Below are 26,382 nucleotides of genomic sequence, written 5' to 3'. Positions count from 1 at the left end.
TGATATACGCTGAATTATCAGGAGACTTTCCCTTGGGAGATTCTAGGCAGCCAACTTATAAAAGTCTTCGGCCATTTGATTTGGTGTCTTAAAACCCAAACCCTTTTGAATTCTTCGATGATTATAAAATAATTCAATGTATTTTATAATATCTGCTTTGGCTTCTTCTCTGGTTTGATAGTTGTAATGATGCACTAACTCATTTTTCAGTATTCCCCAAAAGCTTTCAATCGGTGCATTATCGTAACAGTCTCCGCGCTTGCTCATTGAACCTTGAAAACCATATTGCTCAAGTATATTTCGATATTCATGGCTGCAATATTGACTTCCTCTGTCTGAATGCACAATCAGTTCTTTGGTTGGTTTTTGATTGTGAATAGCCATATTTAGCGCATTACAAACAAGCTGTGCTGTCATGCGCTCATTTAAGCTATAGCCAACCACTTGTTTCGTGTAAAGGTCTTTTACCGCTGCTAAGTACAGCCATCCTTCAACAGTCCATATGTACGTAATATCACTTGACCATGCTTGATTTGGTCTAGTCATTGAGAATTGTTGCTCCAGCAGGTTTTCATAGATCGCTCGATTATGGTCACTATTCGTAGTCCTTTTAAAACGCTTGTGTCGCTTACAATACAGGTGGTTCAGCGCTTTTATCTGACGTACAGCGTACATACTCATTTTTATGCCCTGAGCTTGTAAGTATTTGGTTAATCGAATATAACCATAGCTCTGCCTTGTCTCCTCATGGGCTATTTTCACCAATATCGTCTGTTGATTTCGTTGAATCGTTCTTTTGCTCACGCCTCTCTTGAGCCAATCATAAAAACATGAAACTGAAACATGAAGTAATCGAGCCATTAAGGTAATTGGAAAAGAATATCTTTTTTGTTTCATATAGGCGTACCTTACTGACTTTCTTTGGCAAAGTACGCTGCTGCCTTTTTTAAAAATTCACGTTCCATTTCAGCTATTTTGAGCTGTTGTTTGAGTTTTTTATTTTCTTCGAGTAGAGCGTTTAGATCAGGTGAATACTGTTTTGTACCTGCTAAAGTTCCAGCCTTTGCTTTGGTATTCCAATTTGAAAGAGTTTGCATTGAAATGCTAAGTTGTCTAGCTGTTTCCGAGACATTGCCTTGATTGGCTTCAATTAATTTGATGGCTTCAGCTTTAAATTCTGTGGTGTAAGTCTTGTGTTTCTTGCTCATGGTAAACTCCTGATGAGTGTGTTTAGTTTACCAAGTTAAAACCTCCTGTTTTTTCAGCACACATCACTCAAGGAGCTGCGCCTGCACGGCATGGCCACGGCCTGGGCGGAGTTGACTGCGCAGGGTGAGTCGAACACAGCCTCGTCCAAGTGGCTGCTCGAACACCTGCTGGAACAAGAGCACACAGATCGCGCCATGCGCTCGGTGAGCCACCAGATGAACATGGCCAAGCTGCCGATGCACCGCGACCTGGCCGGCTTCGACTTCAGCGCCTCCAGCGCAGACGCTCGTTTGATCAGCGAACTGGCCAGTCTGGCCTTTACCGACACCGCGCAGAACGTGGTGCTGATCGGTGGGCCTGGCACCGGTAAAACCCACCTGGCCACTGCGCTGGCCGTGTCCGGCATCACCCGGCACGGCAAGCGCGTGCGCTTCTACTCCACGGTCGATCTGGTCAATCTGCTGGAGCGCGAAAAGCACGACGGCAAAGCCGGGCGGATCGCCCAAGCTCTGCTGCGCATGGATCTGGTCATCCTCGACGAACTGGGTTATCTGCCCTTCAGCCAGGCCGGCGGTGCGTTGCTGTTTCACCTGCTATCCAAGCTGTACGAACACACCAGCGTGGTGATCACCACCAACCTGAGCTTCGCCGAATGGTCGAGCGTGTTCGGCGACGCCAAGATGACCACCGCCCTGCTGGATCGGCTGACCCACCACTGCCACATCGTCGAAACCGGTAACGAGTCCTATCGCCTGCAACACAGTAGCTTGGCGGCCCAGGCCAAGATCAAATCACGGGAGCGAAAGCGTAAGGGCGGCCAGGAACCGGAGGACGATGAGCCGTTCTGATTTCATGGCGACGACGGCCTGCTACATGGCTGCGTGTGGCAGGTCTTAAACAACTGAACTGGGCTAGCGAAGGAGTGGGGGCAACAGCAGCTGCGCTGGTAGACTTATCCACAGTTGCTGGTAACAAAATCAGCAATCCGCCCTGGGTCAAATTTCAATCGGCAGGGTGGGTCAATTTTCCATCAGCGCCAACACACTAAGCAACCATCAGAAAATTTTGACTGTACGCCAAAAAATTCGCATCTACCAGCATCTAAACAGGCGTTGTTGATTATCATAAAACACTGACACTGTATTATATAATCGTGCTTTTGTGTTATTTTTTTAATATTTACTGATTACGTACTTGCTTAACCACTCAGTTGCGCTAGAATTAATAGACGCGAAATTTAAATCTCTAATTTTCCAACACTTAGTAAAACCTCGTTTGCCATCCCACTACCATTGTAGGAGCAAATCAGGAGACATAAAAAATTAGCGGTAGCGTGCCTGGCCCTCTAGATAAGTATTGGAGACTGTAATGAAGTTTGAAAAGTCACAGACAGCAATCGACCACCTGACTCCCGAGCAACACCGAATTACCCAGGAGGCGGGCACCGAAAGGCCCTTCACGGGCGAGTACAACGACAACAAGGAGCCTGGCATCTACGTTGACATAGTGTCGGGAGAGCCACTGTTCGCTTCGACGGACAAGTTCGATTCGGGTACTGGCTGGCCCAGCTTCACCAAGCCGATCGTTTCGGCAAACGTGAACGAGGTGCGGGACAGCGCACACGGCATGGTCCGGACGGAGGTCAGGTCAGTACACGCAGACAGTCATCTCGGCCATGTGTTCCCCGATGGTCCTTCCGACCGCGGCGGTCTGCGGTACTGCATCAACTCAGCGTCCCTTCGCTTCATCCCGCGCGACGAGATGGAGTCCGAGGGATACGGTGAATATCTCGATCAAGTAGAGGAGGCTTAACATGCATCAGCGCGCTGTTCTCGCAGGAGGATGTTTCTGGGGCATGCAGGATCTGATCCGCAAGCGGCCCGGCATCATCTCGACCCGTGTGGGTTACACGGGCGGCGATATTCCGAACGCCACGTATCGTAATCACGGCACGCATGCCGAGGGGATCGAGATTGTCTTCGACCCGACAGTGACGAGCTACCGGAACATCCTGGAATTCTTCTTCCAGATCCACGATCCGACGACGCTGAACCGCCAGGGCAATGATCGTGGGCTCTCCTACCGGTCGGGCATCTATTATGTCGACGAGGAGCAGAAGCGCGTCGCCGAGGATACGATCGCCGATGTGGATGCCTCGGGGCTGTGGGATGGCAAAGTGGTGACCGAGGTCCAGCCGGTCGGCGAGTTCTGGGAGGCCGAGCCCGATCACCAGGATTATCTGGAGAAGCGCCCGGGCGGCTACACCTGCCACTTCGTCCGTCCCGGCTGGGTGCTTCCGAAGCGCCAAAAGGTTGACGACGTACAGCCAGCGGCCGGGACCGCGGCGGAATAGGCTTCACTGCCGTTGCCACTGCGCCGGTCCGGTCCGCAATCTTCGTGACCGCGTCGTTCAGCGACGCGGTCATCGAACCCTACTTCAGAGTGACGGCTCGTTCCAGTCAGTCGCCATCGCAACACCAGGATCGCAGATTTATGCCAGACCTCTCGTCCTTTCCGATCACGCAGCGCTGGCCGGCATCTCATCCCGATCGCCTGCAACTCTACGCAGCCCCTACGCCCAATGGCGTCAAGGTCTCGATCATGCTTGAGGAGACTGGCCTGGCGTACGAGCCCCACCTGATCGACATCTCGAACAACGAGTCGAAGGATCCGGCGTTCGTGTCGCTGAACCCGAACGGACGCATACCGGCGATCATCGATCCGGCTGGCCCTGACGGTAGACCCATCGCCTTATGGGAATCCGGTGCGATCCTCCTCTATCTGGCCGACAAGACGGGTCAGTTCATCTCCACCGAACCAGGCCAGCGTTACGAGACCCTAGCGTGGGTGTTCTTTCAGATGTCGGCCATCGGGCCGATGTTCGGACAGCTAGGCTTTTTCCTGCGATTTGCCGGCAAGGACTATGAGGACAAGCGACCTCGGCAGCGCTTTGTTGATGAATCCAGGCGTCTTCTCGGGGTCCTGGATCACCGGCTGGAGGGCCGCGAATGGATTGTCGATGATTACTCGATCGCGGACATTGCGACGTTTGGCTGGGTGAATGCGCTGGTCGAATTCTACGCAGCGGGCGACATCCTCGGCCTAAGCAGCTATTCGAACGTGCAGGCATGGCTCGAACGCGGGCTGGCGCGACCGGCTGTACAGCGTGGCCTGCGAATTCCTGCGAGGCCTGCATGACCATTATCGCCGCATATTATTACAACGAAGGTAAGCGAGTCCGTGAAATCAGGCTCGATGAGCACGTCGAACTAAACGAGAATCGCTCGGGCTTCTGCTGGATCGCGCTTAGCGAGCCCACCGCAGACGAACTCAGCGCGATCCAGACGACGTATAACCTCCATCCTTTGGCGATCGACAACGCCATGCACCCGCTGTGCCCGCCCAAGCTCGAGGTCTACAACGATGAGTTGTACGTCGTCGCCCAGACCGCCGAGCTGGTCGGCGACCGGATCAGCTACGGCAAGATGGCGATCTTCACCGGTCACAATCACCTTATCACCGTGCGGCACGGCAATGCCGGAGCGCTGGGCAAACTTCGGGAGCAACTCGAGGCATCGCCGACGCAGTTCGGCAAGGGTGTCGACTATGTGCTGCACGCGATCTTGCACCGAGTGGTCGACCAGTATCTGCCCATCTTCGAAATGATCGAGGACGACGTCCTGGCGATGGAGCGACGGTCGCTGCACGATTTCCTCGGGCCAGAAGAGGTGGCGCGAATCTTCGAACTAAGGTCCGAACTCACGCGGTTCCAGCGCACGCTCGGGGCTATGGCCGAGCTGGTGCGAAAGCTCGTTCGCGGCCACTTTCCCTGCATCAGCGCCGAAATGACACCATATTTCCACGACGTCGCGGACCATGTCCACCGCGTGCAGTCCATGGTCGACGGCCTCCTGCTTGTCCTGTCCACGGTCTTCGAGGCCAGCAGCCTTCTGGAAGCGCAAAGGATCGGTGTGGTCACTCGCCAGCTCGCGGCCTGGGCGGCGATCTTGACGGTCCCGACGGCGATCGCCGGAATATATGGCATGAACTTCAAGCACATGCCGGAACTGGACACGCCATATGGCTACTTCGTCGTGCTCGGAGTGATAGCGGTGTTCTGCCTTCTCCTGTTCATGCGCTTCAAGAAGGCCAAGTGGCTATGAGTAACGCACTTCGCGAGCTTCTCCGTCCGCCGAGTCACAGCGCGCTTTGTGCGCGAGCGTGTCCAATCCAGTTCAAGATGAAGGTGCTTCCATGACCTCCCAGGTGACCGACGTTCTAGAAGCAGTCCAGTCATTCATCGCCAACGGCTATGACCGCGAATACCGCGTCAAGGACGGCAATCTCGTCGATCTCGAACTAGGGTCAACCCTCGATGCATGCAGCATTCGCGTCGATGCGGCGTTGCGCCTCGAGAGCGGGGACGACGGCGAAGATGCCTCCAACATCTACGCGATCACCGATCCGGCGACAGAGCATAAAGGCCTGTTGATCGACGTGTTCGATGAAATCTGCTACCGCGACCCAGTTCAAGAGTCGGGACCTCAATGTAGAAGAAGTTGACTAACGAGCATTCGCGTCATCCGATCAAGCAAGCTGGAGACATTTATGAAAGCCATTGGTTACAAGGTTCCGGGACCCATCGCCGCGGATGCCGCGCTGGTCGACATCAATCTGCCTCGGCCTGTCGCTGCAGGATACGATATCCTGGTTGAGGTGAAGGCCGTCTCGGTCAACCCGGTCGACTACAAGGTCCGCAACAGCACGCCGCCGGCAGATGGCGATTGGAAGGTGCTGGGATGGGATGCCGCCGGGATTGTGCGCGAGGTCGGCCCCGACGTCACGCAGTTCGAGTTAGGCGACGAGGTCTATTATGCCGGATCGATCACACGGCCCGGTACCAATGCGGAGTTCCATCTCGTCGACGCCCGGATTGTCGGTCACAAACCTGCGTCGCTCTCCTGGGCGGAAGCGGCGGCGCTGCCGCTGACGACGTTGACGGCCTGGGAGGCGATGTTCGACCGCCTGGACGTGGCGAAGCCCGTACCCGGTGCGGCGGAGGCGATCCTCATCATCGGTGGCGCGGGCGGGGTTGGGTCGATCGCCGTCCAGATCGCGCGACAGCGCACGGACCTCACCGTCATCGCCACAGCCTCTCGACCGGAAACCCAAGAGTGGGTAAGAGGGCTTGGAGCTCACCACGTCATCGACCATTCTCGTCCGCTCGCGCCACAGATCGCCGAACTCGGCATCGGTGCTCCCGCTTTCGTCTTTTCGACCACACATACCGAGCAACATGTCGCCGACATCGCCGAACTGATCGCCCCACAAGGACGGTTCGGACTGATCGACGATCCCAAGGCATTCGATATCATGGTTTTCAAGCGCAAGGCGGTGTCGATCCACCACGAGCTGATGTTCACGCGGTCGATCTACGGCACGCCCGACATGAATGAGCAGGGCGAGATTCTGGATGCGATGGCAGCGCTGGTTGACGACGGCAAAATCCGCACGACGCTGACCCGGCGACTGTCGCCGATCAATGCCGCCAATCTGAAGACGGTGCATGCACTGATCGAAAGTGGCGCGGCTAAAGGCAAGATCGTCCTCGAAGGCTTCTAACGACCGCGATCGCCAAACATCTTGTCCAACCTCAAAAAGCCGAACGGGTTATGCCCCAGCGATGAGAATCCCATGACCAAATCTATTGCCACCGCCTCGATCAACCGCGAAACCGCAGTCGCCCTCATCGACGCGGCGCTCGCTGCGGCCCGTGCCATCGGCATCCCGGCTGCCGTCGCCGTCGTCGACGCCACCGGTAACCTGCGCGCGTTCGAGCGCACCGACGATGCGCCGTTCCTTACCGTCGATGTTGCCATCGACAAGGCCTGGAGTTCCGCCTCGTTTGGGTTCCCGACCCATGTCTGGAACGACTATGTGACCAACGATCCAAAAGTGGCGCCGCTAGCCTATCGCCCTCGGATGGTCGCTGTCGGCGGCGGTTATCCGATTCTGGAGGATGGGAAGTTGATCGGCGGCATAGGCATCTCCGGAGGCAACTATCAGCAGGATCAGGATGCGTGCGTCGAGGCACTCATGAAAATCGGGTTCCAGTTGCCAGCCTGACGACTGTGAGGCCATCACCGGTGGTAATGGCCAACAGATCCAACCTTTGAGAGGCCTAATGATGGAAGCGTTCGTCGTCTTTACGCGGGAAGAAACCAGCGACCCACATGCACTCGCAACCTATTCTGCAGGCGTCGGACCATCGTTCGATGGTCACGACGTTACCTTTCTCGCCGCTTATGGCGCGATCCAGCATTTGGAGGGGCCGCCCATCGAAGGGGCCGTAATCTTGCGTTTCCCGACGATGCAGGCCGCTCGCGACTGGTATGACAGTCCCGCCTACCAAACCATCGCTGCTCAACGCTTTGCCGGTTCCCGTTACCGCGCCTTTATCATTGAAGGGCGGCGGTGACATACCGACAGAAGCACTTCGGCGCTGACCACGAGGTATCGGCGTGTGAACTCGCATCTTGGGAATCTGTGGGGGGGACCAAGACAGCGGCGCTAGGGGCTCATATCGTCGATCGGATCAGAGAGTTGCTCGGCGAGAATGGGTTATCTATTGCCGAGCTGACGGAGCGGAGCCGCCCTCTCCCAACGGATTGATTCAATCGTTGACGCTCCTCCTATCCGGATCCGGGTTTTCGCACGCTGATCAACAGAGTTACAGCGCGCAACGCCTGTAGTGGGCATCAGGGGATGGGTGGCAATCAGGATGATTGCCCACCTTCCAACGATTAACCTTGCTCAAGTTGCTTCACTAGTCGCTCCGCGTCGAGATGGAAGTCCGAGAAAACAATGCTACCGCCAGCGTCGATAACCGTAAACCACGGAGTTCCTCGTGTGCGGTAGTCTTCCATGAAGGTTGGAAACGGCGAGCCGGTCGGTTGCTCGTCGTGACCGAAAACGATAGGAAGCTCATACTTGAGCTGGTTCACGCGCAACTTCTCGAAGGTATTCTCATGCGTTCCTTCGAAGACGGTCTGGATCACTGCGAACCCCACGTCTTTTGAGCTCAACGCTGCATGCAACTTTTGTAGCGTCGGAAACCCATGCAAATGGCAACCTTGGCACCAATGCTGGAAGGCAAACAAGATTTTCGGGCCGGGCCCGATATCTGACAGTTTGAACGGCGCGATACTTTCCCCATCTTTGCCAATCCATTTTTGCACCCGCAGCTCAGGCGCTTGTCGTTCGATCTCGTTCATCTGATCCTCCAACCCCGATACAGAAGCTTAGTGGATGATCGCGCGTCGCGACGGTGCGCGAACGTCCGACCTTATTTTCCCTATTTCCTGAAGCCAGAATAGATCAGATCGACATTTCGTCCTTAATATACTCAAGCTGCCGGCGAGCGCGAACTGGGCAACCATGCGCTGGTGAGCCTTGAGCTTTGCACGCTGCCCATCCGTTTGAGAGCGAACCTGCAACTTCCGCTCCGCATACCGCAGATCAGCGTACGCAGCCTTGGGGTTATCTACCCTATAGCCATTGGGTATTGGGAATCATGCTGGCCTGACGCTATGTTCGATACGCGATTTTTTACGATGATAGAGCATCTGTATCTGATTTTTAGTCGATTGGCTTATTCGGCGGATGTGCGGGCAAATGCTTTACGCAGAGTACTGAAATGAAGGCCGGCTTCGGTCTGCCGTATCGAGCAAGAGGGGTCACTATGGTCACCAGAGGTTTCACCGGTCGCGGTTCAGGCGACCAGTCCGATCGGATTCCGCCAGGTCAGCATCTGGTGGAGGATTTCCCTGTTCTGTCGGCCGGCCCTACGCCGAGGGTAGAGCCCTCCGACTGGAAATTCACAGTCAAAATTGGTCCGAAGCCCGTCAAAACGTGGAATTGGGGCGAATTCAACACTCTACCAAAGACCCAGGTGACAAAGGATATTCACTGCGTCACCTCTTGGTCCAAACTGGATACCGTTTGGGAGGGTGTACTCATTGAAGACATCCTTGCAGATGCAGAGCTTGATCGGCCTACCGATTTCGTCTTGGCGCACTGCTACGATAATTATTCGACAAACGTCCCTCTGACGGATCTGCTTTCCGGGAAAGCGATGGTCGCCCTCAGTTATGCGGGCAAGCCACTTTCCCGCGATCATGGGGGGCCGGCGCGTCTTCTAGTGCCGCACCTTTACTTCTGGAAATCCGCCAAATGGGTGAATGCGCTGCAATTCACGACGCGTGACGAGGCCGGCTTTTGGGAGCTGCACGGCTATCACATCTACGGCGATCCGTGGCGCGAACAACGATACACCCATGACTGAAAACGAAGCGCAAGTCCGTTCGTGGCAATCATGCGTGATCGACGACATCATCCAGCAAACACCGAGTATCAAGAGCTTCTTCCTTCGGTTGAGCAAGCCGTTCGCGCACACCGCAGGTCAGCACGTCGATATCCGGCTGACCGCGCCCGACGGCTACAGTGCAATGCGCAGCTACTCGATCGCGTCATCGGCAGTTTCGACCCCGATCGTCGAGATAGCTATCGAGCGCATGCCGGATGCCGAAGTTTCGCCGTTTTTTCACGACATCGCGGCGATTGGTGACGAAATCGAAGTTCGCGGTCCGCTCGGTGGCCATTTCCTTTGGCCTGAGCCTGCCATAGATCCGGTTCTGTTGATCGGGGGAGGCTCCGGCCTCGTGCCGTTGATGGCAATGATCCGGCAGCGCCGCGCATTGGCCCAAGCCGTTCCGACAGCGTTGCTCCTGTCCGCACGAACCGCCGAGGACGTTCTCTTCTCAGAAGAACTTCATTGCATCGAAATCAGCGATCCGGCGTTCGTCCTGGCGCTCGCGATTACGCGCGAGAAACCGGTTCGCGCATCGGACTTTGCGCGACGGATCGACGGCATGATGGTCCAAGAAATTCTAACCAGGCTTCAGGGAAAGCCGACGCAAGTGTTCGTCTGCGGGTCTAACGGATTCGTCAACATCGCAACCGATAGCGCGCTGCTGGCGGGCTTGGACGCCTCCATCATCAAGACGGAGCGCTACGGGGGCTAGCGGCGCGAGCTATCTCACGTCGCGCCGATCGTAGACGTGCGCCCTGGGAAGCTTTGGCGATCAACGTGAACCGTTTTGCCGAACACAGTCTTCGTACCCCCCGGCCTCTAGAACGCCTTCGCTCGCGATACCTGGCTCGACATCAAGCTCAATTTGAAAGTTCCTGCACTATCCGTCGTCCTGATATGCTCGACCAGCATGATGGGCGATTCGAGCGGGACCGCTTCCGTCCCAATCGAGGCTCGGTTACCTTAGAGCATCGGCTCGGCGCTACAGGAGGCGCGTGCGGCCTCTGCCTGGCGGTGAAAGCACTTTGGGCCATGTCGCCTGGATAGCGGCCAATCGTCAGCATCTGCTCCGATGTCGGCCAAGGTGCAGTCGCCATCTTTGAACGCCGCGAATTGGAGATCAACGCCATGACAGCGATCCGCGTGCAACTGCCGGAGATGCAATATGACAACTGATGTATTGCTGTACACCACGAATTGGTGCCCGTTCTGCCGCCGAGCGAAGGCGCTCCTCAAGGAAAAGGGCGTGCGATGGAAGGAGCTCGATATTGAGGCGGATCCGGCTCACCGGCAGGCCATGGCGGAAGCGTCGGGGCGAAGCTCCGTGCCGCAGATCTTCATCAATGGCACCCTTATCGGTGGCTCCGATGAGCTATTCGCGCTCGATGTCAGAGGCGAGCTCGACAAACTTCTCGGGCGCAACCCGCCTGCCACCTGAGGAGGTGCGGCTTGGGGCAGCCAGCCCGCGAGCCTTCGCCGGTTGATGAATACAAAAGGAGAGTCCGTTGGTCTCAGCCATCTGGAAAGACACTACTATCGCCACAAGCGACGAAACAGTCATCGTCGAGGGAAATCACTACTTCCCACCGTCAGGAGTCGACCTGAGCCTGCTTGAGATGAGCCCGCACACATCTGTCTGTCCGATCAAAGGCGCCGCGCGCTTCTTTCATGTTCGCGCGGGTGACGCGCTCAACGTGAACGCCGCTTGGACCTATCCCGCCCCCACTCCGGATGCCGAGGGTATCCGGGATTACATCGCTTTCTGGAAAGGCGTGGACGTTGCCTAGCAGACTGGACGGACGACTTCGCTGATAGCCATGCGGGCGCCGACATCTCAATTATCCTGCCCACCCCGGGCCTCGTCGGCTGCAGGAATCTGCCCGGCACCTTAGCGCGACCCGGCACTGGCGGTCTCGCACCCGCCGCGCCTCTGTTCTATCAATAAGGATGGATGACATGGAGCATTCCGAGTTCGATGCCGCTTTCGCGAAGCTTGCGGAGGGATACAGAGAAGGGACTTATGAAGGCCGGCGTTTCAGCTTGATCGTCCGGCGATCTGGGGACGGACGTCGCAACAGTCTGTTCGCCAGGGAGTTGGACGGGACTGACATTGTCAGCTTCAACCTCTTCCGCGTTACATCAGATAGGACATTGTTGAAGCCGTGCGAAATGTCCGCCGAAAAGGTCGTAGCGTTCGTGCTGGAGTTCCGACCGGACACCTGACGGGCAGAAGAAGATCCCGGCCAACCGGCGCGCCTGCGACGGCCGGCTATCTAAGGCTGCGCAAGCTTATAGCCGCAGCTCATTGCACTTCGTCTGGCGAGGAATTCAACATCGATACGTCGCCATCCGCGGGGATATCGGTACAGGCGCCCGTGTAAGCCAGATTGAGAAATCCTAAGCGATGACTAACACCAATGACGCCACCCTTCCGACACATTCTATTCTTGAGGAATGCACAGCGATGGCTGTCGTCAACGCTCTGAAGATTATTCTGAAGAACAGCTACGCGATCTACCTTAAGACAAAAAATGCCACTCGGGCGCATCCCGCCCCTACTTCAGGGACTTTCACTTGCTTCTCGCTCTGTCACTCACAGCATCGGCACGCCCATGACGCATGGTATCCAGGCCTCATAATTTTCCCATATAACCTTCTTGTCTTTTGCGCACCCAGAAAGACTCGAGGCTTTAACTGGACAGATGAGCCCTCGAGGGTAGTGTTCACCTGATTGGCTTTCTCATATCTGATGTTGATTCGCACAGTGTGCCAACCAGGTGATAGTTTCAAAAAACCTGCGCTTCAGAGCGAATTAGACGATCTTCGATAAGAGCGATCCGCCTCAAAATCCAAAACATCTAACATTGTCCTAGAGCCATATTTGTACCTAGTACTATGGCGCTCCCATTAACACATTTGATGATGCACAGAAAACTTAGCTCATGATAGCTTTCAGCTAACAGCTATTCGGAAGCCCGAAAGGATTCAACCGTTTAAGCGTGAACCGTCGATTATAAATACTTTCGTAAGTTAGCTTTAAAGGACGCTTTTAGTCCTTGTAAATACGCATTACGACTCCACAGCTACCAAATCCATACGGCGCCAGCAACCATTAAAACACCCGACACTACTAAAACAATAGTAGAGGCGCGATTGCTGCCTTTCAAAGTATGACCAACACCCACATCCATAACTAGGTGTCGAATTCCGGCTACGAGATGATAAATAAATGAAGAGTATACCAACCAGAAACTAACTTTGCCGAAAGGTGAAGAAAAAATCTCCTTGACTTCATTAAAACCCTTTTCTGACTCCAACGATTTGCTCAGCATATACAGTATCAGTCCCAGAAAAATAAAGAGCATAATTCCTGAAATCCGGTGCAGAATCGATGTAAGCGCCGTGAGAGGAAGCTGAATGGTTCGAATATCAAGATTAACCGGCCGCTTTTTATTCATTTTGACTCCAGTCAACAATTCTAGTGGGGGATTTCAGTTTTCGATCTCATTCATCATAGCAGCTGTAACTATTAGGAAACTACCATCTCAGGAACAGTATAAATTATGAGCGTGATCTCTGTACACGACAAAAATAGATAACTCATTGAAATAATGTCATAATAATTGTTTTCTAACGACGAATACTATGACACATCTCATTGAGTTATATCTTATCTTAAACAAATCTCTAAAATGGAACAAGTCACATTTAAAGTGCTTTGCGCTCATCATGCTTGTGATTATTTTAAAGCAAACATGTAATCTTTCTTCTGCATCTAAAGCCTTGCCCATCAAGTGCTTACCACAATCATTTTATCGACGTATGCAGCGCTTCTTTGCAGGTCAGTATTTTGATTATCGTCAAATTTCTCAGTTGATTTTCAATATGTTTTCATTCGACCAAGTGCAACTGACTTTAGATAGAACCAATTGGAAATGGGGAAAACGAAATATTAATATCCTGATGCTCGCAATCGTTTATCGTGGAATAGCGATACCTATCCTTTGGACATTGCTTAATAAACGTGGAAATTCAGATACGAAAGAGCGCATTGCTTTGATTCAACGCTTTATAGCCATTTTTGGTAAAGACCGTATTGTGAATGTGTTCGCAGACAGAGAGTTTATCGGTGAGCAGTGGTTTACATGGTTAATTGAACAAGACATCAACTTCTGCATTCGTGTTAAAAAAACTTCATTGTCACCAATCATTTAGGAAAGAATCATAAAATTAGTGATTTATTTCGCCATCTTAAAGTTGGTCAAATTGAATGTCGTAAACGACGGATTTTGGTTGGTCGGGTGAAACTATATATAAGTGCACTACAGTTAGAAAATGGAGAGCTTTTACTCGTCGTTTCTCCTCAGTTTAATGCCAATGCTATTCAGGATTATGCATTACGCTGGGAAATTGAAACCTTATTCAGTTGTCTCAAAGGACGCGGGTTTAATCTTGAAAATACGCGCTTGACAGACCCTAGACGAGTGAAAAAATTGATTGCGGTGTTAGCTATAAGCTTCTGTTGGTGTTACTTAACGGGTGAATGGCAACATGATCAAAAAAAAGCGATAAAAATAAAGAAGCATGGACGACTCTCAATGAGTTTATTTCGCTATGGTTTAGACTATGTTCAAATGGCGATTCAGCGTTTAATTGGTTTTGGGAAAAAAGAAGAGTTTAAGGAAATTTTGGCAATTTTAAGAAGGCAGAATCCTGATAGGATAAGGGTTCTGTGAAATTTGTCGTGTACAGAGCAAAAATTTACGAAGTGCATGTTAGTGCAATAGATCCGACGGATAAGTCTAATAAGAGAAATTTCGAGGATACTTCAGCATTCGCAGCATTATTACAATGTAACTTTGTTCAAGCACAAAGAACTCTTGATAAGACAAAGCTTGGTGAGGCTGATGTTATCGGAAAATTACTTAGTGAATTGTTTAAAACAGCTGCTGCACCAACGGCTACAGAATCTGATCAAGAGTTAGCTGCGAAATTAAAGAAATCTGTTGAAGATATTGAGCTTAATGTTCAAAGTGATTTTGACAAAATGCTCAAAAAGTTATTACCTGTTATGGGGGTGATGGGTTTTCCAAGTCTTAATGATACTGAATTAAGGCCTGAAACTTCATTAAATGTAGAGGCACTTTTGTCTGGGCATACAAAAGTTGTTTATAGTGGTACAGATGGTGTGCATTTACCTGAGGGATATAATGGTCTTGGTACGCGAAATTTAATCTATATGCTGCTACAACTTGAAAGCTATCACAAAATTTACCGATCTCAAATTACTCGCCCTTCAGCCCATTTGATATTCATTGAAGAACCTGAAGCTCATTTGCATCCACAGATGCAGGAAGTTTTTATTAATCAATTAAATGTTGCTATTCAAAAGCTTTCGAGTGCCTATCCAGCAGAAGACGTTTGGAATGTTCAGTTTATTATTACTACACATTCTTCTCATGTTGCTAATGCGGCATGTTTTGATGCAGTAAGATATTTCTATAACCAAAAAGATGCAGTGAAAAGTATTAGAAATACTAAAGTTAAAGATTTTAAAAAGGGTATGCAAACAATATCTGTTACTGATAAAGAGTTCTTGCATAAATACATGACTCTGACTAAGTGTGATCTTTATTTTGCAGATAAAGTGATTATGGTTGAGGGGACAACTGAACGGTTATTAATGCCTCGCCTCAGAGAATTAGTTGATAAATCCTTACCAGAACATCAAAAATTAGCAAGCCAGTATGTAACTTGTATTGAAGCTGGAGGAGCTCATGCTCATCTTTTTTATCCACTCCTCGACTTTCTTGAACTTAAGACTTTGGTAGTTACTGATTTAGATTCAATCAAAAAGGTGGAAAAAGAAAATAATAAAAAAAAGAAAATTAACGTATGGGAAAAATGCCCAGTAGCGGAAGGTACGCGAACCTGTAATACCGCAATAAGATATTGGTTTGCTCCTAAGGATATTAAAAAGATAGAGGATTTTCATTTATCCCCAGTAGAACTTTTAGCTAAGACTCCAACTGATAAGCAGGTTAGCTGTAGACGAATTGCATACCAGATCCCTGAGGATCCAAATACGGATGTTTGTGCAAGAAGCTACGAGGATGCTCTGATTTTAGCAAACCTCAAAGACTTTACTCTGCCAAATGAAGAGGATGTTGTTATTGAAGCTTGGGAGTATGCGAAGGGGCTTACTAAATCAGATTTTGCTTTAGAATATGCAATTCGCAAAAAAGAATGGGTTGTACCAAGATATATTCATGAGGGTCTAGTTTGGCTTGCTGAATCTGATGTTCCTATACAAAATTTAGAACCATTAGATAAAGGAGCAACAGCATGAGCCAGATTAAAGAAAATCCTGCACTAGTTGCTGCACAAGAAGCTCAGAGAAAGATCAATGAGGCTCTAGATGCGGGTTATAGTTTTAGACTTGAAGCAGGTGCGGGGGCAGGTAAGACATATTCTTTGGTAGCGGCACTCAAGAAACTAATCGACGAACATGGTTCCATGTTAGTACGGACTGGTAAAAAAGTTGCTTGTATTACTTATACAGAAGTTGCACGCAATGAAATTGCTCAAGAAATTGAAGATCACCCAGCAATTCTTGTTGATACAATTCATGGTTTTTGTTGGGCATTTATTCGTCAATTTCAGAAGGCAATACGTGATTTAGTTAGTGAAATAGATGATAAAAAAGAGAAAATTGAGCTGGGCGGTGGTATTGGGTCACAACTAGTAGAATATGATTTAGGATTCTTTAGTGTCGATGAGAAGCGAATTACGCTTAATCATGATGATATACCTGAATTGATGGCAATGCTTTTGGCTAAAGAAAAGTTTCAGATGTTATTTAGTGAGCAATTTCCAGTAATTTTTATTGATGAATATCAGGATACTAACCGTAAATTTATGGATGCTATAACTGAATTCTTTTTAAAGCCAAAAACTGGCCCCATAATTGGTCTTTTTGGAGATCATTGGCAAACCATTTACAGTAGTGAGTATGAGCTAGCAGAATATCCAATTGAAGAAATTGCTAAGGGATCAAACTTTCGTTCAGCTCCCGCCATCGTAAATGTACTTAATACTTTACGTCCAGAACTCCCTCAAGCTGTTAGCGTACCAGAAGCTAAAGGTGAGGCTAGGTTTTTCCATACCAACGCTTATAAGGGGGGGAGAACTGATGAGCTCCATTCTAAGGAAGATTTACCTTCGGATTTAGCCCGTAGTTGCCGTGAGGAGTTGATAATAAGGCTGCAAGGAGAGGGTTGGGATTTACAAAAAACAAAAGTATTAATGCTTAGTCACAATGTTTTGGCTATTGAACAAGGCTATCCTCAAATTGCTGAATTATTTAAACGCCATACAGAACAATTTACAAAGAAAGAAGATCCGGTTATTAGATTCTTTGCTGAAGTAATTGAACCAATATGCATAGCTTATAGCTCATCACTTTATGGAGAAATGTTTAAGAAATTAGGCACTAGACCTGCTATTACAAAACATGAAGATAAAATGTTGTGGCGAAGAGATATGGATCAATTGCTAAAGTTAAGGAATGAAGGAACTATTGGTCAAGTGATAGATCATTTAAAGACGACAAAACGCCCATTGCCATCTGATCGAATACTTAGAAGAGAGGAAGAGATTCTTTCACTTATGGATACACCTGAAGCGGAATGGTCTTCAACACTACAACGTTATAATAAATTAAAAAAAATCGAATATAAGGAGGTTATCGAAGTTACAAGGTTTATTGAAAAGCAGACTCCTTTTGCAACGCAGCATAGTGTTAAGGGGGCTGAGTTTGAGAATGTATTAGTTGTCTTAGGTGGTGGGTGGAATCATTATAAATGGCCACAGCTTCTCGAGTTGCTTGAGACTAAAAAACTGAATAGAGCAAATACGAAAGGTTTTTATAGAGCTCGTAATCTTTTTTATGTTTCCATTTCTCGCCCAATGACAAGGCTAGCTGTGTTAGCAACTCAATCATTGTCGGATACAGCACTTCTTACAGTAAGTAATTTGTTGTGTTCGGCGTCAACTATCTTGGCCGGTTCGCGTCAATTATGATGGCCGGTTAGGTTTTCTCATTTTTCCTACTTCCAGCTTGTTTTAACTGATGTTGTTTTCGATAGCTTTCTCCTTCTAATTCTATAATTGTCGCGTGGTGGATCAGCCGATCTATGGCCGCTACCGTCATCATGCTGTCTGGGAAGATCTGATCCCATGCACTAAACGGGTGATTGGCTGTGATGATCAGGCTACCGCTTTCATATCGATGCGCGATAAATTCAAACAGTACCTGGGTTTCTGCATCGGTTTTTTTCACATAACCAATGTCATTTATCTGACCACCCGATATTTCAAAATAAACGGGAAGCCCACCGCTATCTACAGCGAGATGAATTTTTGTAGAACTCCCACCCCGACTTTTTCCTATCGCTTCATCTGAACTGCTTGCGGCTCCGCTACTGTCTTGATGCGCTTTGACAATACTTCCATCAATAAACAACCATTCTGGATCATTATCGGACGATATGCTTTGAAACCATTTTTGTAACACACCTTTCTTTGACCAAAGGTTAAAGCGCTTAAATACAGAGTTCCAACGACCGAATCTTTCAGGCAAATCTCGCCACTGAATGCCTGTGCGCATACGATAAAGTATGCCTTCCAGTGTATTTCGGTGTTCATATTTATTGTAAACACGCCCTGTCTCTTTAAGTATTTGCTTTAGGGCTTCCTAGGCGTTATCTGTTAGCATTGTCCTTGGCATAGCAACGTCCGTTCTCGGTGGTATTTTTGATTTTTGGCGAAACCATTATACCTTGTTGCTATGCCGTTCATTTTTCACTCAAAGATCAACAGCCTCTAGTAAGGCACGTACTTGAAGCACTTAAAAGATAAAAATAAAGGCTCTCTAATGTGTTTAGGAGCCATCTAACTTATAGTTGTTTCGGGTGAGGCTTATTTGTTTTTGTGCTCCAGTGCTGTAAGTGATGTACCTACGATAAATATAGACACGACAAACAAGCCTAAATCTTTTAGCAAAAACTGGCCAGGAACCACAGAGATCGCAGGAAACCCAAGAGATGCCTCAAAAACACCGGGTGTAGTCAGCATGAACGACAATGTCGTAAAAAAGAGTCCGGTTGAAAGTACACCGCCCAAGATTGCGAGCTTAGGGGAGAAAACTCGTGCAGCGATTAACAGGCCAACTGAAATTTCAAGCACACCCAGAAAATTTGAGAATCCTTGAATGCTGAGGAAGCTATACATCCACGAAAGCAGAGGGCTATTACTAACAAAACCATGTATACCGTTTGCTTCGTAGCTAGTGAATTTCATGCCACCAAACCACAAATATATTATCGTCATGGCAACGTAGATGCCACCTATACCAAACTTAGTGATTTTTGCACCGAGATTATTACTAAGGGTATTGGTAGTCTGGACACCATTTTCAATTTCGGGAATAGTCATCTTATATCTCCAATTATTTTTAGCCATGTGGACTCACTCTATGTAGCCCACTAAAATGATATGACTCTTGAGAAAAACTATATGTTTACTCGAGTCGAACCTAACTTAGGTAATTGCTGTAGTTGAGCACCAATGGATTAGACATCAATGCCTAGTGGTTGAACGGCCGGGAAGTCGACCTCGGTCTGTGTCACTTCGTTAACGTAGTTAGTGAAAGTGTTCAGGGCAACAGCCAACAGAATATCCACTACATGTGCATCACTGTAGCCAGCGTTCAGCACCGCTTGGACCTGGTCATTGCTGACTTGCCCGCGCTGGCGGACTACGGCGGCAGCAAAACGCACGGCTGCGTCGGCCTTAGGGTCATTTGATGCACCGCTGCGGTTGGCAGTGAGTTCAGCATCATCAAGCTTGGCCACCTTACGGCCTAGGAAGGAATGGGCAGCAAGGCAATAATCGCAGCCGTTGATCTCAGCGACGGCTAGGGCAATACGCTCAAGAGTCGCTGTACCCAAGCCGCCCTGTGCTGATGCTGCGCTCAATTGCAGGTAGCCAGTCAGCGCAGCAGGGCTGTTGGCAACGACGCGGAACATGTTAGGAACGCGGCCCAGTTGTTTTTCCACAGCCTTGAGTGAGGTATGGGTAGCAGTAGGCGCGGCGTCGATTGTGGTAGGGGTGTTCAAACGTGACATAAATTTCTCCTAGTGATTTGAAAGACAGCACGCTGTATTGGCGTGGAATAAATTGTATTTAAGAAGGTTCTGCTTGATAATCCGTTGCTATCAGACAGCTCATCTTCACGTCTTGCGCAGTCGCCATTTCAGTGCCACTACACACCTTCGTTGACGTCACGCCGTCCTGATTTCTAAGGAGGTCTTCGAGACTCCAAAAACACCCTCCGGCAACGATCACATTATTTATTTTTCATAAAGCCTCCTTGGTTTTTATCTATTTACTAATGGAACTGAATTTACAGCATGTAAAATAGATATAACATGCTCAATAGTTCGTATAATGTGACTTATTAGACAGTTTACGTAGGGGCTATGTATGGATGCAGACTTTGGATATCAGATTAAAAGAGTTGTGAAATTAAGGGTTCACGAAAAACTGCAAATATAGGGCAAATCAGATTGTCTATACCCATAATTTAGAGCGCCCGAGCATCAGGAACTCACTGAAAGCAGACGTTTCTGAAAATAAACAAGGCACAGCGCTTGAAAATTTCGAGACATCAACGTTTTGCCAAAAGGCTAAAAATGCGTGCACTACTCATTTCGCATTTAAAGAGAGCATCGGTTATTAGGCAATAACGATGTGGCCAAAATTTGTCGACCACTACACTATCTCGTAAACGAGTTTGATAGACGTCAACTAGTACGTATTTTTAGTGTAAGGTCATATTAATGCACGATGCTAAACTCTGCTGTGAGCTAGGTAGGATGTATAAATACCATAAATATTTCAATGCTTTACTTTTTAAAGCTCAAGTGAGTTACTCAGTTCCGACTGTTGGTGGCAGATTTGGAATCTCGCGATTTGTCTTAAATGTCAGCCAAGCAAGTCTCTCGCTAATAAAGTGTTGACTATCCCTGACAAAGTAACAATTTCTTGCCATAATCAGACTTAAGCACTTTACTTAGAGTGTATGTGCGCCGCTTAATGCATCAATGCTGCTAATTCCCTGATTGACATCAATCACTTTGTTTCCTGTTTGATACTCTGAGATAAACAAGATCGAATGATGCAAAAGGGGACTATTTAAATACTGAGGGAACAAATGGCAGTAGATTTGAGCATAGAAACCGCTCTGCTCCTAGAGCGCTGGCAAGGCATTGTAAACTCGATGGCTCAAGTCGCGGAAGTGCCTTGTGTGCTGATTAATCGATTAGATAAAAACGAAATTTGTCAGGCTGTTGGCAGTGTGTCAGTACCAACTTTTTATTGCGGTGAACCTGTTCCATTGGCACTTAACACTTATTGTTCCCAAGTCATTTCCAGTAACCAGCCATTACTAGTTGAAAATGCAATCGGTACCCGATATGAAAACAATAACCCAACATTTGCAGCAGGCTTTAGTTATTACTATGGCCTGCCATTGCTTTGGCCTAGCGGAAAAACTTTCGGTACTTTGTGTATGTTGGACTTTTCAAGCCCAGATCGGGCATCACAACACTGTTCCTTACTCACACTTTTTAAGCAGGCCATTGAATACGATTTACAGATGCTTCAACAACAGCAAGATCTGCTAAAGCGTGAGCAACAAGCAGACAAAAAATTTATACAACTATTCAATGAGATGTCAAATAGGATAAGACCGGTAACTAATAATAAGTTGCTTCAATCTGAGTTGTTTGTACTTTTGACAAGCCAATACCAATACTGGCATCAGGAACTGGATAAGCAGCTTAATCAAACCGTCCTGACTGATGAAAACTCCATTCATATAGCGGCACTGGTTCGAATTTGGTCAAATTTGTTGGCGATTGCCCATGAAACAGAATGGTTGAGAGCTACGGCAGTTCTAGAACCTTATAGTTGTGATGCTGTTGCGTCACTGGTCAATGCAACTCCATTATTAGAACAAGCAGTGTATAAAACAGCGCTGACCCTTGGTGCTGATCTCGTTTTGAGGAGTCATTTGCCTAATCCACTGTTACTAAGTGGGAAACCAGAGTTATGGTCTCTGATAGGACTAGCTATCACGAGCTTTTTAGTTGTTGGCGCCAGCGGTACAAGTATAACTATTTTTGTCAGTAACCGATTAAAAGGTAAGTACAGAGTTTTGGAATGGTCCCTTCTTGTAAAAGGCCAGACGATGCCGCTGCGTTTTACCCGCGATAATCAAGCGCTTTATGGTTTTGCAACAGTATGTGCCGAGTTAGCGGGTGCTGTTCTTGAATCTGGTGAGTGGCAATTAACTGAGAGTCTTCAGCAACAGAGTCGTTATCTCAACTCAAATCGTGATCACGTTGACGACATTGAAAGCAGGAATGCTTCAAGAACTGCTAATGGCATAACCAGGCTTATCTGCTTATCGATACCGGTGATGGGAGACGATTTATAAACACTCAGCGATGATCAGCGAAGTTGTGTTTTAGTTTTCTTGTTGGCACTACATCCGGTATGGCGGCCTTTAATCTGAGAGTGACACTTGGGATAACTGAAAAACTGGCTGTGATTCTGCTGAACGGAGCTTGGTGCTAAGCATGTTGGCGTCATTCAAAGCAAGGTCAACACTGCTATTAACGTTTACGATTATCTGACGGACGTGCTGCTGCGCGTCAACCAACATCCAGTAAGCAAGGTACATGAACTAATGCCGAAGTTACGGAAAGCTCAGTTCGAAAGCGCATTACAGCGTTCAGCTCTATTTAGCAATCCCGATGCTTCGGTAAAATAAGCCACGGAAAATGCTCCGGAGGCCGCATGCACACTAAATAGATGACGTTAGACGAAGAGTTGGATTTAAACGAGCAAATTATAGAGCCTGCGACCGGAAAAGCCAAAAGTTTATAAATACAGCTAAAACTCAAATCAAGCAGGCGAATATTGTACAAAACAATACCATTGCTACAGAGATAACTTCAAGTCTGACAGATCTATGCTAGAGTTAAATCAACGATTTAATTCATTTTTCTATGCAGGATCTTTGAAAAATGCAGTAGAAAAACGGAGAAGTACATGACCTTTAGTTTAGCTCAAACAGCTAGTGCAGAAACCACACTAAAAGCACCTGCTGAAGCAGATCAGAACCTGCGGGATATCACTGAACTGGCGTGTTATATCTGTGATGCACCAGTGGCTATGGTGACGCGAACCGATGACACAAAGCTGAATCTAATTGCAAAAGTTGGTATTTCGCGTACCTCTGTATTAATTAAAGAGTCCTTTTGCGTGTATGCAATGGAAACACCTGATGCGGTAATGGTGGTCCCTGACGCTACTTTAGATCACAGATTCAGTACCAATGCTATGGTGATTTCAGGACCTGGCTACCGATTTTATGCTGGCTCGCCGCTGATTGATCCCGAAGGTGCAGTGATTGGTACTATTTGTGTCTATGATCATGTTCCTAAGCAGCTGAACCAGCGGCAGATAAGCTCTTTGCAGGCTCTGTCCAGACAAGTGATCGCCATACTGGAGCTGAAAAAAGTCGGCGAACAATTACATAATACCAGCATGACGGATGCGCTGACAGGGGTGAACAACAGAAGAGCTTTTGACCTCAAGTTTGAAGCTGAATTTGCTCGCTGGCAAAGAACAGGACAATCTTTTGTACTGGCATTGATTGATATTGATCACTTTAAGAGTTTTAACGACAGCTATGGTCATGCCGCAGGAGATGAGGCACTGAGTCAAGTCGCGGCTCTGTTTCAGCGCCATAGCAGGAACTATGACTTTTTCGCCCGTTATGGTGGTGAAGAGTTTGTGCTGATCCTGCCAGGCACAGACACAGCGTCCGCAAATAAAACACTGGAAAAGTTAAGGCTGGTAGTGGCTAACCATGAGTGGTTATTACGACAATTAACGGTCAGCATAGGTTTGGCCAGCGCTGATTTATTTGACGACAAAAAGCAGTTGCTCGAAGTCGCCGATCAGATGTTATACAAAGCTAAAACCCAAGGCCGCAATCAAACCAGTGTGTTCGCCACACTGTAAGAGATCTGTTCATGCTGCGCTGATCTCAAGACCTCATAAAAACTGAGGTCTTGCTTCGGTCGATAAGCTGGTCTGATATTGGCATTATTTATTCCTTTCAAATACATGGGTAATGCGACTTACACAGATTTTTTATGCTCTCTTGGACTCCATGTGAAGGAGATCGTCACATTCTTTACATATAGAAAATAGAGTTCTTTAGCCAGCTGCAATTTCAGATTAACCGATTCGGTAAGCTTTCTGCATTTCCGGAGACAACTTTTTTAGCCAGCTTGAGAGACTGAAGCCTTTTCTATCGGTACTATTTAATTTAGTAAAATACAGATGTTCATCCCAGCGAGGACCGAAATCTACTTCTGCAAGACTTACAAGCTGTTTGTTTCTGCGAAGACGATGCTTTTGATGGTAATCTTCGGCGGGCCAAAAATAACCATTTTGTTCTCCGGCCTCAATCACCTCGGGAGATTTCTCCTTTCCAATCGCTTGAATCAGTTCTTCAGCTACTTGTTTTTGCTCCAGATCAAAAACAAAAAGTATCTGGCGATACTGGCCCTGCTTTCTACCATGAACAGACCATGATTCAAAACTTCCAAGAAGTTCCCTGTAGCTGATTTGGTCTTTATCGTAGATCACTCTGACGACTTCGGCGTGTCCGTTGATGTTGCGGTAACTCGGATCCAGAGTTGATGCTCCAGCGTAGCCAACACGTGTTTGCACTACTCCCTGCGTCCCTCCAAAATTAGAATCCGGTCCCCAAAAGCAACCCATGCCGAAAACCGTTTGACTAAGCTTCCCGATTTTCAATGCTTCTTCGATTGCTTCAGGGGTTGCAAATTCATAGCTTTCAACACCGTCTTCTTTATTCATTTTTAGATCCGACATATTTTTCACCTAACTTTCAAAAATTGAAGCCACTCCCATTCCTCACGCCGTGCAAACGACGATAAGACCACGTTTTCCAACACCAGCTTGATGAAGTATCTTTGCTAAAACTCCGCAGCATGTTTCTTGGTAACACAACTGCGGAAAATTGCTGTAATCATTGATCTTACTGCTTATTAAGTTATTAATAATTCTAAAAAACTCATTATTTCATTGAAGCTTCCAACCACCTGTCAAGGTCCTTGAACTTGGGGTTTCTCAGCTTCTTTGTCCCAACCACTATTGTCGGGAAATTCAGCTTTCCGTTCGAATAGAGGGAGCACAGTTCATCAGCAGCCGCGTCGTCTTCATGAACATCCAAAAAAACAAACTGGCTCCCTTTTTCTTGCAAGTACGAATGGTAAATCTTGGTTTTATGGCAGTCTTTATGACCGAACAGCTTAATCAACACGAACGGCTCCTTTTTTCAAAAGGTTCACTTTCATAAACCCCCTCGATTTAAAAATTATTCTACAAACTTCAATGACTCCGAGTTAATACAGAATCGGACCCCTGATGGCTCAGGACCGTCTGGAAAAGCGTGCCCCAGATGGGCTTCGCACACATTGCATAGCACTTCGATTCTGCGCCCGAAGGTCGTATCCAGTTCATATTGAATTACGTTGTCTGCGACTGGCTCAGAAAAACTCGGCCATCCCGTTCCCGAATCGAACTTTAGGTTCGAGTCAAAGAGTTCGGTGTCGCAGCCCACACAGGCGTACCTTCCAGCTTCATAAAATGAACAGAGTTCTCCGGTGTGCGCGCGTTCGGTGCCTTTCATCCGCATGACCCGAAATTGCGCTGGCGTCAGAATTTCTTTCCACTCTTCCTCGCTCTTTTCTACTTTTTTGGGAGGCGCGGGAGTGCCGTTATCCAGGTAGTTGTAAATGCTTTTCCAATTGAACATATATTTGCTCCTTTATTTTAGGGTTCACTCTTTAGCTATCAATCCACGAGAAGAAGTCTGTAGCACTACCAATGAATTCTCCATCCACAAAAACTTGCGGTACAGTTTGGAGATTTGTTCTTTCCTTCAACTCCAGGTAAGTCTTCGGATCGTCGTCTACGCGAATTTGTTTGAAATCGACCTTTTCAGCAGTTAGGTAATTCTTCACGCGTGCGCAAAATGGACAATGGTCTTTCGTATAAATAACAACATTCTTAAGTGCTTTCATTTTTTCCTCGTTCATTTGGTTCATGATTTAGTCTCTTTCAAAATGGCAAGAGTATCCGCTGGGATTCCTCTGCAAATAGTTTTGGTGATATGCCTCAGCGTCGTAGAATTCTTTTTCCAGGGTGACGGTCGTGACCACTTCATTCTCGAAGCGACCGATCTCATTGACCTCATCAATCACGTTTTCGATAATCGCTTTCTGTGCATCGTCACGATAGAACGCTGCCGAGCGATACGAAGTGCCAACATCATTTCCTTGGCGATTCTTCGTAGTCGGATCATGGATTTTGAAAAAGTAATGTAGAATCTCTTCGAGAGATATTTCGTCTTGGTCGTATTCCACGCGAACCGCTTCGGCGTGCCCCGTTTTCCCTGTTATAATATCGGCGTAGGTAGGATCATCAAAATCTCCGCCAGAGTAGCCCACCTTCGTTGACGTCACACCGTCCAGACTCCTAAGGAGGTCTTCGAGACTCCAAAAACACCCTCCGGCAACGATCACATTATTTATTTTTCATAAAGCCTCCTTGGTTTTTATCTATTTACTAAT

31 protein-coding genes are annotated in these 26,382 nt (G+C 48.1%); 19 read left to right on the top strand and 12 right to left on the bottom strand.

The genetic code is table 11. The annotated features are described in order from the left end of the window. Positions 1-42: 42 nt before the first annotated feature. A protein-coding gene (locus MKL51_RS13410; RefSeq protein WP_085944217.1) for an IS3-like element ISAba22 family transposase occupies positions 43-1,208 on the bottom strand; the annotation gives its coding sequence in 2 pieces (ribosomal slippage) (positions 43-950 and positions 950-1,208; 1,167 coding nt in all). Between the two features lie 90 nt (positions 1,209-1,298). Here MKL51_RS13410 and istB point away from each other — a divergent pair. The 9 genes from istB to MKL51_RS13365 all read left to right on the top strand — a co-directional run bounded on the left by istB (position 1,299) and on the right by MKL51_RS13365 (position 7,687). Then, the gene (gene istB, locus MKL51_RS13405) at positions 1,299-2,057 is read left to right on the top strand and encodes an IS21-like element ISPst3 family helper ATPase IstB (RefSeq protein ID WP_074964445.1); all 759 of its coding nucleotides are present in this window, start codon (positions 1,299-1,301) and stop codon (positions 2,055-2,057) included. A 520-nt stretch (positions 2,058-2,577) separates the two neighbouring features. Continuing rightward, on the top strand, positions 2,578-3,021 hold the full coding sequence (gene msrB / locus MKL51_RS13400; RefSeq protein ID WP_003464965.1) for a peptide-methionine (R)-S-oxide reductase MsrB: 444 nt from the start codon (positions 2,578-2,580) through the stop codon (positions 3,019-3,021). Position 3,022: 1 nt separating this feature from the next. Then, the gene (msrA, locus tag MKL51_RS13395) at positions 3,023-3,562 is read left to right on the top strand and encodes a peptide-methionine (S)-S-oxide reductase MsrA (RefSeq protein WP_003464967.1); all 540 of its coding nucleotides are present in this window, start codon (positions 3,023-3,025) and stop codon (positions 3,560-3,562) included. A 140-nt stretch (positions 3,563-3,702) separates the two neighbouring features. Beyond that, positions 3,703-4,407 carry a glutathione S-transferase N-terminal domain-containing protein gene (locus MKL51_RS13390; protein ID WP_005006007.1) on the top strand — a complete coding sequence of 235 codons (705 nt, stop codon included), beginning with the start codon at positions 3,703-3,705 and terminating at the stop codon, positions 4,405-4,407. Continuing rightward, positions 4,404-5,372, top strand: coding sequence for a magnesium and cobalt transport protein CorA (locus MKL51_RS13385; protein ID WP_002118270.1), 969 nt, complete (start codon positions 4,404-4,406; stop codon positions 5,370-5,372). Before MKL51_RS13390 ends, MKL51_RS13385 begins: the two co-directional genes overlap by 4 nt. 91 nt (positions 5,373-5,463) lie before the next feature. Continuing rightward, on the top strand, positions 5,464-5,772 hold the full coding sequence (locus MKL51_RS13380) for a hypothetical protein (protein ID WP_005006003.1): 309 nt from the start codon (positions 5,464-5,466) through the stop codon (positions 5,770-5,772). A gap of 45 nt (positions 5,773-5,817) precedes the next feature. Beyond that, complete coding sequence (locus MKL51_RS13375) at positions 5,818-6,831, top strand: zinc-binding alcohol dehydrogenase family protein (RefSeq protein ID WP_002118279.1); 1,014 nt, start codon at positions 5,818-5,820, stop codon at positions 6,829-6,831. Positions 6,832-6,903: 72 nt separating this feature from the next. Further along, entirely contained in the window at positions 6,904-7,335 is a 432-nt protein-coding gene (locus tag MKL51_RS13370; protein WP_005006001.1) for a GlcG/HbpS family heme-binding protein, read from the top strand. A 58-nt stretch (positions 7,336-7,393) separates the two neighbouring features. Beyond that, complete coding sequence (locus MKL51_RS13365; RefSeq protein WP_010591688.1) at positions 7,394-7,687, top strand: DUF1330 domain-containing protein; 294 nt, start codon at positions 7,394-7,396, stop codon at positions 7,685-7,687. A gap of 325 nt (positions 7,688-8,012) precedes the next feature. Here MKL51_RS13365 and MKL51_RS13360 read toward each other — a convergent pair whose 3' ends face one another. Then, positions 8,013-8,483, bottom strand: a complete 471-nt coding sequence (locus MKL51_RS13360; protein WP_003464979.1) for a TlpA family protein disulfide reductase — start codon at positions 8,481-8,483, stop codon at positions 8,013-8,015. Positions 8,484-8,950: 467 nt separating this feature from the next. Here MKL51_RS13360 and MKL51_RS13355 point away from each other — a divergent pair, with 467 nt between their 5' ends. The 5 genes from MKL51_RS13355 to MKL51_RS13335 all read left to right on the top strand — a co-directional run bounded on the left by MKL51_RS13355 (position 8,951) and on the right by MKL51_RS13335 (position 11,803). Next, on the top strand, positions 8,951-9,553 hold the full coding sequence (locus MKL51_RS13355) for a sulfite oxidase-like oxidoreductase (protein WP_003464980.1): 603 nt from the start codon (positions 8,951-8,953) through the stop codon (positions 9,551-9,553). Then, positions 9,546-10,292: a ferredoxin reductase gene (locus MKL51_RS13350; RefSeq protein ID WP_002118292.1), complete on the top strand. Its 747-nt coding sequence runs from the start codon at positions 9,546-9,548 to the stop codon at positions 10,290-10,292. Before MKL51_RS13355 ends, MKL51_RS13350 begins: the two co-directional genes overlap by 8 nt. Before the next feature lie 453 nt (positions 10,293-10,745). Continuing rightward, entirely contained in the window at positions 10,746-11,018 is a 273-nt protein-coding gene (gene grxC, locus MKL51_RS13345) for a glutaredoxin 3 (RefSeq protein ID WP_005005995.1), read from the top strand. A 67-nt stretch (positions 11,019-11,085) separates the two neighbouring features. Beyond that, the gene (locus MKL51_RS13340; protein WP_003464986.1) at positions 11,086-11,367 is read left to right on the top strand and encodes a DUF427 domain-containing protein; all 282 of its coding nucleotides are present in this window, start codon (positions 11,086-11,088) and stop codon (positions 11,365-11,367) included. A 169-nt stretch (positions 11,368-11,536) separates the two neighbouring features. Then, on the top strand, positions 11,537-11,803 hold the full coding sequence (locus tag MKL51_RS13335) for a hypothetical protein (protein WP_003464988.1): 267 nt from the start codon (positions 11,537-11,539) through the stop codon (positions 11,801-11,803). Between the two features lie 860 nt (positions 11,804-12,663). Here the strand turns inward: MKL51_RS13335 and sdhC are convergent. After that, complete coding sequence (sdhC, locus tag MKL51_RS13330; protein WP_005005993.1) at positions 12,664-13,038, bottom strand: succinate dehydrogenase, cytochrome b556 subunit; 375 nt, start codon at positions 13,036-13,038, stop codon at positions 12,664-12,666. A 187-nt stretch (positions 13,039-13,225) separates the two neighbouring features. Between sdhC and MKL51_RS13325 the strand changes: the two genes are divergently transcribed. The 3 genes from MKL51_RS13325 (at position 13,226) to MKL51_RS13315 (ending at position 17,662) form a co-directional block, all read left to right on the top strand. Beyond that, positions 13,226-14,316, top strand: a protein-coding gene (locus MKL51_RS13325) for an IS4-like element ISAba1 family transposase (RefSeq protein WP_087400455.1) whose coding sequence is annotated in 2 segments (ribosomal slippage) — positions 13,226-13,766 and positions 13,766-14,316 — 1,092 coding nt in all. Because the reading frame shifts where the segments join, the coding sequence is not laid out codon by codon here. After that, complete coding sequence (locus MKL51_RS13320) at positions 14,313-15,929, top strand: ATP-dependent nuclease (RefSeq protein ID WP_017482078.1); 1,617 nt, start codon at positions 14,313-14,315, stop codon at positions 15,927-15,929. The genes MKL51_RS13325 and MKL51_RS13320 overlap by 4 nt, the downstream gene beginning before the upstream one ends. Then, positions 15,926-17,662: a UvrD-helicase domain-containing protein gene (locus tag MKL51_RS13315; protein ID WP_087400457.1), complete on the top strand. Its 1,737-nt coding sequence runs from the start codon at positions 15,926-15,928 to the stop codon at positions 17,660-17,662. Before MKL51_RS13320 ends, MKL51_RS13315 begins: the two co-directional genes overlap by 4 nt. 7 nt (positions 17,663-17,669) lie before the next feature. Here MKL51_RS13315 and MKL51_RS13310 read toward each other — a convergent pair whose 3' ends face one another. The 4 genes from MKL51_RS13310 to MKL51_RS13295 form a co-directional block, all read right to left on the bottom strand. Continuing rightward, positions 17,670-18,320 carry an IS5 family transposase gene (locus MKL51_RS13310; RefSeq protein WP_198114842.1) on the bottom strand — a complete coding sequence of 217 codons (651 nt, stop codon included), beginning with the start codon at positions 18,318-18,320 and terminating at the stop codon, positions 17,670-17,672. A 239-nt stretch (positions 18,321-18,559) separates the two neighbouring features. Next, entirely contained in the window at positions 18,560-19,075 is a 516-nt protein-coding gene (locus tag MKL51_RS13305) for a YkgB family protein (protein WP_004911234.1), read from the bottom strand. A gap of 137 nt (positions 19,076-19,212) precedes the next feature. Then, entirely contained in the window at positions 19,213-19,767 is a 555-nt protein-coding gene (locus MKL51_RS13300; RefSeq protein WP_000088799.1) for a carboxymuconolactone decarboxylase family protein, read from the bottom strand. A 58-nt stretch (positions 19,768-19,825) separates the two neighbouring features. Continuing rightward, positions 19,826-19,987, bottom strand: a complete 162-nt coding sequence (locus MKL51_RS13295; RefSeq protein ID WP_223290059.1) for a peptide-methionine (S)-S-oxide reductase — start codon at positions 19,985-19,987, stop codon at positions 19,826-19,828. Between the two features lie 868 nt (positions 19,988-20,855). Between MKL51_RS13295 and MKL51_RS13290 the strand changes: the two genes are divergently transcribed. Together MKL51_RS13290 and MKL51_RS13280 are read left to right on the top strand one after the other, a co-directional pair. After that, positions 20,856-22,142, top strand: a complete 1,287-nt coding sequence (locus MKL51_RS13290; RefSeq protein ID WP_000257537.1) for a GAF domain-containing protein — start codon at positions 20,856-20,858, stop codon at positions 22,140-22,142. Between the two features lie 617 nt (positions 22,143-22,759). After that, entirely contained in the window at positions 22,760-23,737 is a 978-nt protein-coding gene (locus tag MKL51_RS13280) for a sensor domain-containing diguanylate cyclase (RefSeq protein ID WP_002119794.1), read from the top strand. A 219-nt stretch (positions 23,738-23,956) separates the two neighbouring features. Here MKL51_RS13280 and MKL51_RS13275 read toward each other — a convergent pair whose 3' ends face one another. The 5 genes from MKL51_RS13275 to msrA (MKL51_RS13260) form a co-directional block, all read right to left on the bottom strand. Further along, on the bottom strand, positions 23,957-24,619 hold the full coding sequence (locus MKL51_RS13275; protein WP_001281573.1) for a peptide-methionine (S)-S-oxide reductase MsrA: 663 nt from the start codon (positions 24,617-24,619) through the stop codon (positions 23,957-23,959). A 205-nt stretch (positions 24,620-24,824) separates the two neighbouring features. Next, entirely contained in the window at positions 24,825-25,070 is a 246-nt protein-coding gene (locus MKL51_RS21000) for a glutaredoxin family protein (protein WP_011711656.1), read from the bottom strand. A gap of 54 nt (positions 25,071-25,124) precedes the next feature. Then, complete coding sequence (gene msrB, locus MKL51_RS13270; RefSeq protein WP_005403705.1) at positions 25,125-25,565, bottom strand: peptide-methionine (R)-S-oxide reductase MsrB; 441 nt, start codon at positions 25,563-25,565, stop codon at positions 25,125-25,127. A 31-nt stretch (positions 25,566-25,596) separates the two neighbouring features. After that, on the bottom strand, positions 25,597-25,857 hold the full coding sequence (locus MKL51_RS13265) for a glutaredoxin (RefSeq protein ID WP_005403706.1): 261 nt from the start codon (positions 25,855-25,857) through the stop codon (positions 25,597-25,599). 3 nt (positions 25,858-25,860) lie between these two features. Then, positions 25,861-26,334 (bottom strand): peptide-methionine (S)-S-oxide reductase MsrA, encoded by a 474-nt coding sequence (msrA, locus tag MKL51_RS13260; RefSeq protein WP_005403707.1) that lies wholly within the window; start codon positions 26,332-26,334, stop codon positions 25,861-25,863. Positions 26,335-26,382 lie beyond the last annotated feature (48 nt).

This window comes from Acinetobacter sp. AOR18_HL, from assembly GCF_027855145.1.
Lineage (GTDB): Bacteria > Pseudomonadota > Gammaproteobacteria > Pseudomonadales > Moraxellaceae > Acinetobacter > Acinetobacter pittii.
Note: the sequence above shows the minus strand (reverse complement) of the source record. Positions and strands in the feature narration are given on the sequence as shown.

Coding starts and splice junctions, on each gene's coding strand:
- MKL51_RS13275 (WP_001281573.1), bottom strand. CDS start 24,619: ATGTCGGATCTAAAAATGAATAAAGAAGACGGTGTTGAAAGCTATGAA.
- MKL51_RS13265 (WP_005403706.1), bottom strand. CDS start 25,857: ATGAACCAAATGAACGAGGAAAAAATGAAAGCACTTAAGAATGTTGTT.
- msrB (WP_003464965.1), top strand. CDS start 2,578: ATGAAGTTTGAAAAGTCACAGACAGCAATCGACCACCTGACTCCCGAG.
- msrA (WP_003464967.1), top strand. CDS start 3,023: ATGCATCAGCGCGCTGTTCTCGCAGGAGGATGTTTCTGGGGCATGCAG.
- istB (WP_074964445.1), top strand. CDS start 1,299: ATGGCCACGGCCTGGGCGGAGTTGACTGCGCAGGGTGAGTCGAACACA.
- grxC (WP_005005995.1), top strand. CDS start 10,746: ATGACAACTGATGTATTGCTGTACACCACGAATTGGTGCCCGTTCTGC.
- MKL51_RS13385 (WP_002118270.1), top strand. CDS start 4,404: ATGACCATTATCGCCGCATATTATTACAACGAAGGTAAGCGAGTCCGT.
- MKL51_RS13290 (WP_000257537.1), top strand. CDS start 20,856: ATGGCAGTAGATTTGAGCATAGAAACCGCTCTGCTCCTAGAGCGCTGG.
- MKL51_RS13390 (WP_005006007.1), top strand. CDS start 3,703: ATGCCAGACCTCTCGTCCTTTCCGATCACGCAGCGCTGGCCGGCATCT.
- MKL51_RS13350 (WP_002118292.1), top strand. CDS start 9,546: ATGACTGAAAACGAAGCGCAAGTCCGTTCGTGGCAATCATGCGTGATC.
- MKL51_RS13315 (WP_087400457.1), top strand. CDS start 15,926: ATGAGCCAGATTAAAGAAAATCCTGCACTAGTTGCTGCACAAGAAGCT.
- MKL51_RS13280 (WP_002119794.1), top strand. CDS start 22,760: ATGACCTTTAGTTTAGCTCAAACAGCTAGTGCAGAAACCACACTAAAA.
- MKL51_RS13375 (WP_002118279.1), top strand. CDS start 5,818: ATGAAAGCCATTGGTTACAAGGTTCCGGGACCCATCGCCGCGGATGCC.
- MKL51_RS13355 (WP_003464980.1), top strand. CDS start 8,951: ATGGTCACCAGAGGTTTCACCGGTCGCGGTTCAGGCGACCAGTCCGAT.
- msrB (WP_005403705.1), bottom strand. CDS start 25,565: ATGTTCAATTGGAAAAGCATTTACAACTACCTGGATAACGGCACTCCC.
- MKL51_RS13300 (WP_000088799.1), bottom strand. CDS start 19,767: ATGTCACGTTTGAACACCCCTACCACAATCGACGCCGCGCCTACTGCT.
- MKL51_RS13360 (WP_003464979.1), bottom strand. CDS start 8,483: ATGAACGAGATCGAACGACAAGCGCCTGAGCTGCGGGTGCAAAAATGG.
- MKL51_RS13365 (WP_010591688.1), top strand. CDS start 7,394: ATGATGGAAGCGTTCGTCGTCTTTACGCGGGAAGAAACCAGCGACCCA.
- MKL51_RS13370 (WP_005006001.1), top strand. CDS start 6,904: ATGACCAAATCTATTGCCACCGCCTCGATCAACCGCGAAACCGCAGTC.
- MKL51_RS13335 (WP_003464988.1), top strand. CDS start 11,537: ATGGAGCATTCCGAGTTCGATGCCGCTTTCGCGAAGCTTGCGGAGGGA.
- sdhC (WP_005005993.1), bottom strand. CDS start 13,038: ATGAATAAAAAGCGGCCGGTTAATCTTGATATTCGAACCATTCAGCTT.
- MKL51_RS13380 (WP_005006003.1), top strand. CDS start 5,464: ATGACCTCCCAGGTGACCGACGTTCTAGAAGCAGTCCAGTCATTCATC.
- MKL51_RS13305 (WP_004911234.1), bottom strand. CDS start 19,075: ATGACTATTCCCGAAATTGAAAATGGTGTCCAGACTACCAATACCCTT.